At 65.9% G+C, this 9,239-nt stretch carries 12 protein-coding genes; 8 read left to right on the plus strand and 4 right to left on the minus strand.

The window, feature by feature from the left end:
* Positions 1-62: 62 nt before the first annotated feature.
* The gene (locus FHR32_RS29780; RefSeq protein WP_221466272.1) at positions 63-1,439 is read left to right on the plus strand and encodes an IS1380 family transposase; all 1,377 of its coding nucleotides are present in this window, start codon (positions 63-65) and stop codon (positions 1,437-1,439) included.
* A gap of 386 nt (positions 1,440-1,825) precedes the next feature.
* On the opposite strand, the gene tnpA is transcribed toward FHR32_RS29780, so the two are convergent.
* A complete protein-coding gene (tnpA, locus tag FHR32_RS29785; RefSeq protein WP_184757906.1) occupies positions 1,826-2,239 on the minus strand; it encodes an IS200/IS605 family transposase in 414 nt (137 codons plus the stop codon).
* Positions 2,240-2,278: 39 nt separating this feature from the next.
* Here tnpA and FHR32_RS29790 point away from each other — a divergent pair, with 39 nt between their 5' ends.
* Positions 2,279-3,547 (plus strand): RNA-guided endonuclease InsQ/TnpB family protein, encoded by a 1,269-nt coding sequence (locus tag FHR32_RS29790; RefSeq protein WP_312882755.1) that lies wholly within the window; start codon positions 2,279-2,281, stop codon positions 3,545-3,547.
* An 85-nt stretch (positions 3,548-3,632) separates the two neighbouring features.
* Here FHR32_RS29790 and FHR32_RS29795 read toward each other — a convergent pair whose 3' ends face one another.
* A complete protein-coding gene (locus FHR32_RS29795; RefSeq protein WP_184757778.1) occupies positions 3,633-4,214 on the minus strand; it encodes a DUF6461 domain-containing protein in 582 nt (193 codons plus the stop codon).
* Positions 4,215-4,322: 108 nt separating this feature from the next.
* On the opposite strand from FHR32_RS29795, the gene FHR32_RS29800 reads away from it, so the two are divergent.
* The 3 genes from FHR32_RS29800 to FHR32_RS29810 all read left to right on the plus strand — a co-directional run bounded on the left by FHR32_RS29800 (position 4,323) and on the right by FHR32_RS29810 (position 6,244).
* The gene (locus FHR32_RS29800) at positions 4,323-4,532 is read left to right on the plus strand and encodes a hypothetical protein (protein ID WP_221466273.1); all 210 of its coding nucleotides are present in this window, start codon (positions 4,323-4,325) and stop codon (positions 4,530-4,532) included.
* Positions 4,533-4,843: 311 nt separating this feature from the next.
* Positions 4,844-5,758, plus strand: a complete 915-nt coding sequence (locus FHR32_RS29805; protein WP_312882756.1) for an alpha/beta hydrolase — start codon at positions 4,844-4,846, stop codon at positions 5,756-5,758.
* Positions 5,759-6,043: 285 nt separating this feature from the next.
* Positions 6,044-6,244, plus strand: coding sequence for a hypothetical protein (locus FHR32_RS29810; protein WP_184757780.1), 201 nt, complete (start codon positions 6,044-6,046; stop codon positions 6,242-6,244).
* Between the two features lie 10 nt (positions 6,245-6,254).
* On the opposite strand, the gene FHR32_RS29815 is transcribed toward FHR32_RS29810, so the two are convergent.
* Positions 6,255-7,166 (minus strand): IS3 family transposase, encoded by a 912-nt coding sequence (locus FHR32_RS29815; RefSeq protein WP_184757781.1) that lies wholly within the window; start codon positions 7,164-7,166, stop codon positions 6,255-6,257.
* Positions 7,133-7,420, minus strand: coding sequence for a transposase (locus FHR32_RS29820; RefSeq protein WP_184757325.1), 288 nt, complete (start codon positions 7,418-7,420; stop codon positions 7,133-7,135). The genes FHR32_RS29815 and FHR32_RS29820 overlap by 34 nt, the downstream gene beginning before the upstream one ends.
* A 118-nt stretch (positions 7,421-7,538) precedes the next feature.
* Here FHR32_RS29820 and FHR32_RS29825 point away from each other — a divergent pair, with 118 nt between their 5' ends.
* The 3 genes from FHR32_RS29825 to FHR32_RS29835 all read left to right on the plus strand — a co-directional run.
* The gene (locus FHR32_RS29825) at positions 7,539-8,228 is read left to right on the plus strand and encodes an HARBI1 family protein (protein WP_184757782.1); all 690 of its coding nucleotides are present in this window, start codon (positions 7,539-7,541) and stop codon (positions 8,226-8,228) included.
* A gap of 32 nt (positions 8,229-8,260) precedes the next feature.
* On the plus strand, positions 8,261-8,548 hold the full coding sequence (locus FHR32_RS29830) for a transposase (protein WP_184757325.1): 288 nt from the start codon (positions 8,261-8,263) through the stop codon (positions 8,546-8,548).
* Positions 8,515-9,239: IS3 family transposase (locus FHR32_RS29835; protein WP_184757783.1), on the plus strand; the 725-nt coding region annotated here is incomplete at its 3' end. The genes FHR32_RS29830 and FHR32_RS29835, both read left to right, overlap by 34 nt.

A 9,239-nucleotide genomic window follows, 5' to 3' on the forward strand; every position in this document is an offset into this window, starting at 1 on the left:
TCCGGGGCGGGTTGGAAGGCACCTTTCACGTGCAGAGTAGCGAGTGGAGCCAAGGCCTGGCGATGTCCGCCGACGGTAAGAACCAGATCGGCCACGTCGGCGGCCTGCACCTGCGACTACCGGCCCAGCGAACCGGCCTGACCGGCACCTTATCGAACGCGCTGCGGCGACGAAGATTCCATCCACTGCACGACCGGGGCCAGGTCCTGGTCGACCTGGCGGTCGCCATCACCCTCGGGGCCACCTGCATCCGCGACATCCGCCTGCTGGAGCACCAGCGGCCGATGATCGGCCCGGTCGCCTCCTTTCCCACCGTGTGGCGAGCGTTGAAGGAGATCGACGAGGCGGCGCTGCGCAGGATCGAGCGGGCCCGGGCCGCGGTGCGCCGCCATGTGTGGACCCTGCTGGCCGCCCGCGAGGAGGGTTTCCCCTGGGCATGCGTCGACGACCAGGTGCTGGACGGGTGGACGGTGATCGACACCGACGGCTCCATCGTGTGCGCCCCGTCGGAGAAAGAGGGCGCGCACGGCACTCACAAGGGCACCTACGGCCACCACGGCTTCGTCGCGGTTTGCGACAACACCGGCGAGGAACTCGCCCAACTCCTGAGCCCGGGCAACACCGGCGCCAACGACGCCGAGGTGAACATCGACCTGCTGACGGCCGCGGTGGCCCAACTGCTCGGCCCATGGCGCAAGAAGGTCCTCATCCGGGTGGACGGTGCCGGGTTCTCCCACGCCCTGCTGGAGTGGATCGCCTCGGCCGGCGGTCGGGCCGGTCCCTGCTACCGCTGGGAGTATTCGGTCGGCTGGGCCTTCACCGAGCGTGAGCGGGCCGCCGTGGAACTTGTCGATGTCCACGACCTGTGGCAGAGCGCGACCGGGCCCGGCGGCCGGCCGCGCCAGGACGCGTTCGTCGCCGACATCACCGGCCTGCTCGGCGATCTGTCGGCCTGGCCGCCGGGACACCGGGTGATCGTCCGCAAGGAGCCCCTGCACCCCCGCTATGAAAGAGATGCCTCGCCGTATGCGAAGAACAAAGGCATGCGGTATCAGACCTTCGCCACCAACACCGCCCGAGGTCAGATCGCTTTCCTGGACGCCCGGCACCGCAAACACGCCCGTATCGAGCCCAAGATCCATGATCGGAAAGCGAGCGGCATGGGCCTGTTGCCCTCGCGGGAACTGCAGGTCAACACGGCCTGGCTGATGGCCACCGCGCTCGCCTGCGACCTGCGGGCCTGGCTGCAGCTGCTGGCTTTGGACGGCGACCTGGTCAAGGCCACTCCCAAGACCCTGCGCTACCGCCTCCTGCACGTTCCGGCCCGTCTCGTGTGCGGTCAACGCCGACGCCGGCTGAAGATTCCCGGCACGTGGCCGTGGGCGAACGCCATCGTGCGCGCTTTCGCACGTATCCAGGCGCTGCCCCACCCGACCTGACCGGGGCTCATCGCCCCGGCGGCCATCGAGAGGAGGACAGCTGCAACATCCCCGGGTCCGTGGAACCCGGCGTCACCGGCACGCCAGCCGACGCGCGTCCCTGCCCGACCAGCACCCCGGGCAGGAATCAAAGCGACATCACGGGCGCAAGATCAACCGGCTACTACGGTGAAACAACGAGGCAGGCTCCTCGACATCGCGCTGATGTATGGCCAGACCTTGGATCTGGAGGCGACCTCCGCCGCCTCCCCGACACCTACGCCACTGGCGTATCTACCGAACTGTGGGCCAGTGCTCCGGCGTTCACGCCGGGGGCGAAGGCCCACGCGGGAGTGCCCCTTAGGCGCGAGCGTGCCCTGGCCTTCCGTGCCCGTGAGCAGGCCGGCTCACACGGGTCGTTTCCGCTGTTCGATGTACTGCTCAAGGACCGCAAGCGGTGCGCCGCCCACGCTTGCGGCGAAGGAGGAACCGGACCACAGATGCCCGCCCCACAGGCACCGGCGGACGTGAGCGCCGTATTCCTTGCCAAGCATCCGCGCCCAGAGGCCCTTCGGTGAGCCGGCGAGCGTGGACAGGGCGACCTTCGGCGGGTGGTGGACCAGCAGGTGGACGTGGTCGTGGTCGCCGTTGAACTCGCGAGGTTCGACCTCGAAGCCGGCGCAGACCTCGCGCATGAGTTCCTCGCAGCGCACCGGCCTCGGGTCGCTGAACCCCACACGCCGGTACCTCGTCACGGACACCACGTGTGCGTGCAGGGTGCGGACAGCACGGCGTCCGGTGCGCACCTCGGGGGTTGGGATTCCATCACGGTGACATAAACCAGACGATACGATCACGGTGTGGAGTTGGTGAAGCGGGCTCGTGCGCACGTGGCGCGACTCGACCTCGGCGCGGACCAGGTGGCTGTGCTGGACGCTCAGGCGCACACCGCCCGCGCGCTGTGGAACCTGCTGCATGAGTACGTCACCTTCCGCCAAGGCCGGTTCGCTACGTTGAAGGACTGCGGCGCGGCGATCCGGACAGCCCGCCGCGAGATCGACTGGATGGGACGACTGCCCGCCCAGGCGGCGCAAGCGGTGCTGAAAACGTATCGGCAGGCGTGGGCGAATTTCTTCAACCCCGACCACCCCGCCCACCGGCCCACGTTCAAGGGCCGGGTGCGGACCCGGTTGGCCGTGGACGTCCCCCAAGCCCGCGATCTGCAGATCAAGCGGGTCAACCGGCGCTGGGGCGCGATCAATCTCCCCAAGGTCGGGCGAGTGCGGTTTCGCTGGACCAAGGACCTGCCCGGCCTCACCAGGGGCGGTGCCGCCGGGCGGATCACGGGAGCGCGGCTGGTCAAGGATGCTCACGGCCGGCAGGTGGTGTTTCGCACCCAAATTCTCCTCGCGCCGGTCCCGGCCGCGCACCCGGGCCACACGGTGGGGATCGACCGGGGAGTCACCGTCGCCCCGGCCCTGTCGGACGGCACGATGCGTGAGCACGCCCCCTGGCTCACCAGCGGCGAGAGGGAACACCTGCGCCGGCTGGAGAAGACGTCGGCTCGCCGGCGTGCGGCCCGGCCAAAGAGGACCCGCCCCTCGGGGCGGGAGCAGCGCACCTACGATCAGATCGCCCGGCTGCGCGCGAAAGCCAAGCGCCGAGCCGTCGACTGGCAGCACCAGACCACCACCGAACTCGCCGACACGTTCGCTGTGATCAAGGTGGAGAAACTCTCCATTCTCAACATGGTCAAATCCGCCAAGGGCACGATCGAAGCCCCGGGCAGGAACGTCGCCCAAAAGGCGGGGCTGAACCGGTCGATCGGCGGCGAGGCGTGGGGCCGGACCGTCACCCTGCTCGAATACAAGAGTGCCGACCGGGGCGGACAGGTCGTCAAGGTTCCCGCCCCGGGCACCTCACAGACGTGCCACCGATGCGGTCACCGTGATGCGGCCGGCCGCAACAGAACCGTGTTCGCTTGTACCAACCCCGCGTGCGGTTGGGTCGGCCATGCCGATACCAATGCCGCGATCAATATCAAGAACGCCGTCGGAACGCCGGTGTCAGGGCGTGGAGACCTCGGGGTTACCCGGTCGGTGAAGCGTCAACCCCCGCGCGCCGCTTAACCGCGACGCGACGGGAGAGTCTCCGGCCCCCAGGCCGGGGAGGAGTTCAAGCCTTCCGAGGAACACAGCACAGAAGTCCTACCCCTCACGGTTGACCGAAGTACCGCGTGTGCTCGCGGGCAAACCATTCCTCCGTCAGCCGTACCTCGGTGATCCGCTCGGCCAGGATAAACGCGTTCACCTTCCACTCCTCCGACGACACGTCTCCCAGCAATGACAGATCCGCGAGATGGTGCTCGATGGCGCTGGCATCGCCGGCGGGAGTGTCCAGCCAGCGAAGGCGGCACAGTAATTGGCCGTCACGAGCATAAAGCAGTGAGTAATGACGGAGCGTGTCGCCGATCACCAGGGAAAGTGCCTCGCTGTCGCCTGAGAGGCGGTCCAGCGATTTCGCGCCGCGGGTGTCTCCGGGCTCCATGACTATGAACCAGGGGGCCATCTCGCCGACTACAAGCGTATTTCCATGACCGGTTCGCATGATGTGCTCGTAGGACTCGTCATCAGCATTGGAAAGGGTGCGGGGCGCGGCGCTCTGGGGGTCGGCGCCGACGGCAACGGCGAGTTCGTCGGTGCTTCTGGCGTGACACCAGGTGATACACGTTTCCTTCAGAGCCTCGCTGTGCCTGGCCAGGATGGCCTGGTAGTGAGACGCGGTTGCGCTGGGCATAACCCTCCTCCTGTAACGGCTGGTTGCCGCGAGGCGTGTACGCCTCGCGGCAACCAGCTATGCGGTGACCATTCAGTTAGGTATCTTCACGAAGAAGCTCTCGAACGGGTGCCATCGGTCCACTCCGGTCTCGGCCCCACTGCCCCGTCCGATGTGGATCCGGCCTCCGGCCGGGCCCGGCTCTCCTACCGCCGCGCCGCCGAGCTGTTCGAAGCCGCCACCGCCGAGCTACCAGGCGGTGCGTGGACGCTGCACCAACTACGCCACAGCGCGCTGACCCACGCAGCCGAGGACGACGCCAACATCTCCCCCTGGTAGGCGGCGTCGAAGGTCAGGGTGACAAAGCCCGCGCTGGCCAGGCGTTCGGCGCACAGACCCGCGCCCGAGCTGAACACAACGTCGGCTGAGAGCCTGTCGCAGTTGCCGGGACAAGAATTAATCTTGGTGGGGACGGGTGAGTCAAAGGTTTTTGCTGAAGCGGCAACGGGATTCGCCGGTTTCTGGGCCGCCACCTATGGTTGCGAGGTGCGCCAGAGGAGCGCTTCGATACAGGGGGATCTATGTCGCGGGCAGTTCAGGCTAGGGAAACACACCGTCTGGTTCCTTCCCCGGCGGGCCGGACCCATCTGGTGGAGCAGGGCACCGGGCCGCTGGTGCTGCTGGTGCACGGGTTTCCGGAGTCCTGGTACTCCTGGCGCCACCAACTGGCGGCATTGGCCGCGGTCGGATACCGGGCGGTGGCCGTGGACGTGCGCGGATATGGCCGTTCGTCCAAGCCGGATGGGGTGGCGGCCTACCGGATGCTGGAACTGATCGAGGACAACGTCGCGGTGGTGCACGCCCTTGGCGAGGAGACTGCGATCATCATCGGTCACGACTGGGGTTCGAGCATCGCCGCCAACAGCGCCCTGGTCCGGCCAGAGGTATTCACCGCGGTCGGGCTGCTGAGCGTTCCCTACGCACCACGGGGCGGACCTCGGCCCAGCGAGGTCTTCTCCCAGATGGGCGGCGAGGAAGAGTTCTATGTCAGCTACTTCCAGGAGCCCGGCCGGGCCGAGGCCGAGATCGAACCGGATGTCCGCGGCTGGCTGGCCGGGTTTTACGCCGCGCTCTCCGGCGACACCATGCCCACTTCCGGCATGCCCAACCCTCATTTCGCCACCCGCGGCGGCACGCTCCGCGAGCGGTTTCCCACCGGCCCGCTGCCGTTCTGGCTCAGCCAGGACGACCTGGACGTCTACGCCAGAGAATTCGAACGCACCGGCATGAGCGCGGCACTCAACCGTTACCGGAACATGGACCGGGACTGGGAAGACCTCGCTCTTTGGGACGCGGCCCCCATCGTTCAGCCGTCGGTGTTCATCGGCGGCGCCCTGGACGCCTCCACCACCTGGCTGGCCGACGCGATCGACGCCTACCCCGTCACTCTGCCCGGGCTCGTCTCCTCTCACCTCCTCGACGGTTGCGGCCACTGGATCCAGCAAGAACGCGCCCATGAGGTCAACCAGCTCCTGACCGGCTGGCTCGCCTCTCTGCCCACCTGAATCACTCCGCCGCTCGTCCGTGCCCGGACCGGCGAAAGCGGTGCCCGAACTCATCGACATTTCCGGCCCGTCGATCACCAACCGGTGCCTGAACCCGGCGACAAACGGTGCCGCTTCTCGATCAGGGCCCCGGCGTTCCTGAGTTCTGATGCGGTATGGCGCGGTTGAGGGTTTCGACAGGTGGAATGCAAAAGAGCGCGACTTCTGGTGATCTTTCAGGTCTCTAATCCGAAGATCGTCACAGGAGTCGCGCTCGTGTCCCCATCTTCCCCGACCAGCTCCTGCTTGGTCCCTCTTCTTGACCAGTTCGCCGACCTGGCGTTGTGGGAGGCCGAGTTGGCGACTGATCCGGTCGTGGTGGAATCGGCGTTGTTGGGCCGGTTGGCGACGGTCCCCGACCGGCGCTCGGCCTGCGGGCTGCGGCATCCGCTGGTGGTCATCTTGGCGTTGACTGACGAGCCCCGCATTTTCCGGACACCGGAGTAAATGAATCATATCACGCCGCCGTGCTATTCGTCAGCCATTCATCGAGCACTTCGACGGGAGGTCTGTATCCCAACGCGGAGTGCAGCCTCCTGGAGTTGTAGAAGCCCTCGATGTACCGAATGACGGCACGACGCGCTTCCGCGCGGGTGGCGAACGACCGATGGTGCACCAGCTCGGTCTTCAGCTTTCCAAAGAACGATTCAGCCATCGCGTTGTCGAAACATATCCCGGTTCTCCCCACCGACCTCCGAATCCCGCGCCTTTCGAGTACCTGCCCGAACTCAGCCGAGGTGTACTGGCTTCCCCTATCAGAATGGAATATCGCATCCACCGGAAGAGGAATGCGCTGCGCGGCCATCTCGATCGCCGCGCACACCAAACTCGCCGGATAGCGCATATCGATCGACCACCCGATAACCGACTTGGAGAAACAATCGACGACCGTGGCCAAGAACAGCGGCCCCTCGCCGGTGTCGATCTGTGTGATGTCGCCGACCATTTTGGCGCCGGGCGCCGACGCGGTGAAGTCCCGCCCGACCAGGTCAGCGATCGGATCGGCCTGCGCGTCGGCCACGGTGAGCCCCCGACGCCGCTTGACCTGCACCGGAAGCAGCCCCATCTGCCGCATGAGCCGGCGTACCAGCTCGTCGTCGACCACCTGGCCCGAGCGCAGCAGCTCGGCGTGCACCCGCCGGTAGCCGTAGGTACGGCCCGATTCGTCGAAGATTTCCTGAATTCTTTCCGCGAGCTCGTGTCGGCGTTGTTCGGTGACCGACGGCGGGCGATCCTTCCATTCGTAGTATCCCGAGGTCGACACATGGAGAAGACGGCACATCATGGCCACGGGAAAGTCGGCCTCCTCCGCACGGACGAGCGTGTACCGCTCGCTTACCGCTGCTCTTTCGCGAAGAAGGCGGCACATTTTTTTAGGAAGGCGTTTTCTTGTTCGAGCTCGGCGATCCGGCGTTCCATCTCACGGATCCGCGCTCGCTCCGCGGCATCCCGCGCCTGCTCGGTGTTCCCCGACCGTCGACGCTTTTCCTTGCTCACCCAGTTCCGTACGGTCTCCCGTGAAACCCCGAAATCCTTCGCGGCCTGCCCGATCGTCACCTGATCGTCCAAGACAGCTTTGACGACTTCGTCCTTAAACTCCTGGGCGTAGTTCTTTCCTGCCACGTACCCGTTCCTTCCAGATCAGTCAGCACCCTACTGGGCACCGTGTCCGGAAGACTGGGGGCTCCTCACTCGGGCGCTGGGCGAGTTCAAGCAGGCCGTTCTGATCATCCGCTGGCTGGTGGACGGCGCTCGGATCGCCCGGCTGGCCGCCGATAACGCCATCTCGCACGCGACCTGTGATCGGTACGTCGAAGAAGGGGTCACCGTATTGAAGGCCCAGGCGCCGACGCTACAGGAGGCGCTCACGGCGGCGAAGGCCGCCGGCTACACCCACCTGCATCTGGATGGCACGCTGATCGAAACCGACCGCTGCCGCGCCCTGGGCCCGAACGGCGCCGACCTGTGGTGGAGTGGAAAACACAAGCAGCACGGCGGCAACATTCAGGTCCTGTCCAGCCCCGGCGGCGACCCGCTGTGGACTTCTGAGGTACGGCCCGGTCGTGAACACGATCTCACCTGTGCCCGCCTGCACGGCCTCCTCGACCCGCTGGCCAAGGCCGCCGAGGACGGGCTGATCACGTTGGCCGACCTCGGCTACGTCGATGCGGGTATGGGGTTTCGCCTGCCGTACAAGAGGTCTCGGGGTGGCACACTCACCGACGATCAGATCCAGTACAACAAGGTCCACGGTGCGCTCCGAGCCCTCGCCGAACGAGCGAACGCCCAGCTCAAGATGCGGTTCAAGGCACTGCGGAACGTCAGCAAGTGCCCTTGGAAGATCGGCGGTATCGTCGCCGCGGCGCTCGTCCTCTTCCACCGGGAGCAAGCTCACAAGCAGCTGTCACCCAGCGTGAACGCCGGTTGCTGACAATGACTCACTGATCTGGAAGGAACGGGTACGTGGCAGGAAAGAACTACGCCCAGGAGTTTAAGGACGAAGTCGTCAAAGCTGTCTTGGACGATCAGGTGACGATCGGACAGGCCGCGAAGGATTTCGGGGTTTCACGGGAGACCGTACGGAACTGGGTGAGCAAGGAAAAGCGTCGCCGGTCGGGGAACACCGAGCAGGCGCGGGACGCCGCGGAGCGAGCGCGGATCCGTGAGATGGAACGCCGGATCGCCGAGCTCGAACAAGAAAACGCCTTCCTAAAAAAATGTGCCGCCTTCTTCGCGAAAGAGCAGCGGTAAGCGAGCGGTACACGCTCGTCCGTGCGGAGGAGGCCGACTTTCCCGTGGCCATGATGTGCCGTCTTCTCCATGTGTCGACCTCGGGATACTACGAATGGAAGGATCGCCCGCCGTCGGTCACCGAACAACGCCGACACGAGCTCGCGGAAAGAATTCAGGAAATCTTCGACGAATCGGGCCGTACCTACGGCTACCGGCGGGTGCACGCCGAGCTGCTGCGCTCGGGCCAGGTGGTCGACGACGAGCTGGTACGCCGGCTCATGCGGCAGATGGGGCTGGTTCCGGTGCAGGTCAAGCGGCGTCGGGGGCTCACCGTGGCCGACGCGCAGGCCGATCCGATCGCTGACCTGGTCGGGCGGGACTTCACCGCGTCGGCGCCCGGCGCCAAAATGGTCGGCGACATCACACAGATCGACACCGGCGAGGGGCCGCTGTTCTTGGCCACGGTCGTCGATTGTTTCTCCAAGTCGGTTATCGGGTGGTCGATCGATATGCGCTATCCGGCGAGTTTGGTGTGCGCGGCGATCGAGATGGCCGCGCAGCGCATTCCCCTTCCGGTGGATGCGATATTCCATTCTGATAGGGGAAGCCAGTACACCTCGGCTGAGTTCGGACAGGTACTCGAAAGGCGCGGGATTCGGAGATCGGTGGGGAGAACCGGGATATGTTTCGACAACGCGATGGCTGAATC

The organism is Streptosporangium album (assembly GCF_014203795.1).
GTDB classification, from domain to species: domain Bacteria; phylum Actinomycetota; class Actinomycetes; order Streptosporangiales; family Streptosporangiaceae; genus Streptosporangium; species Streptosporangium album.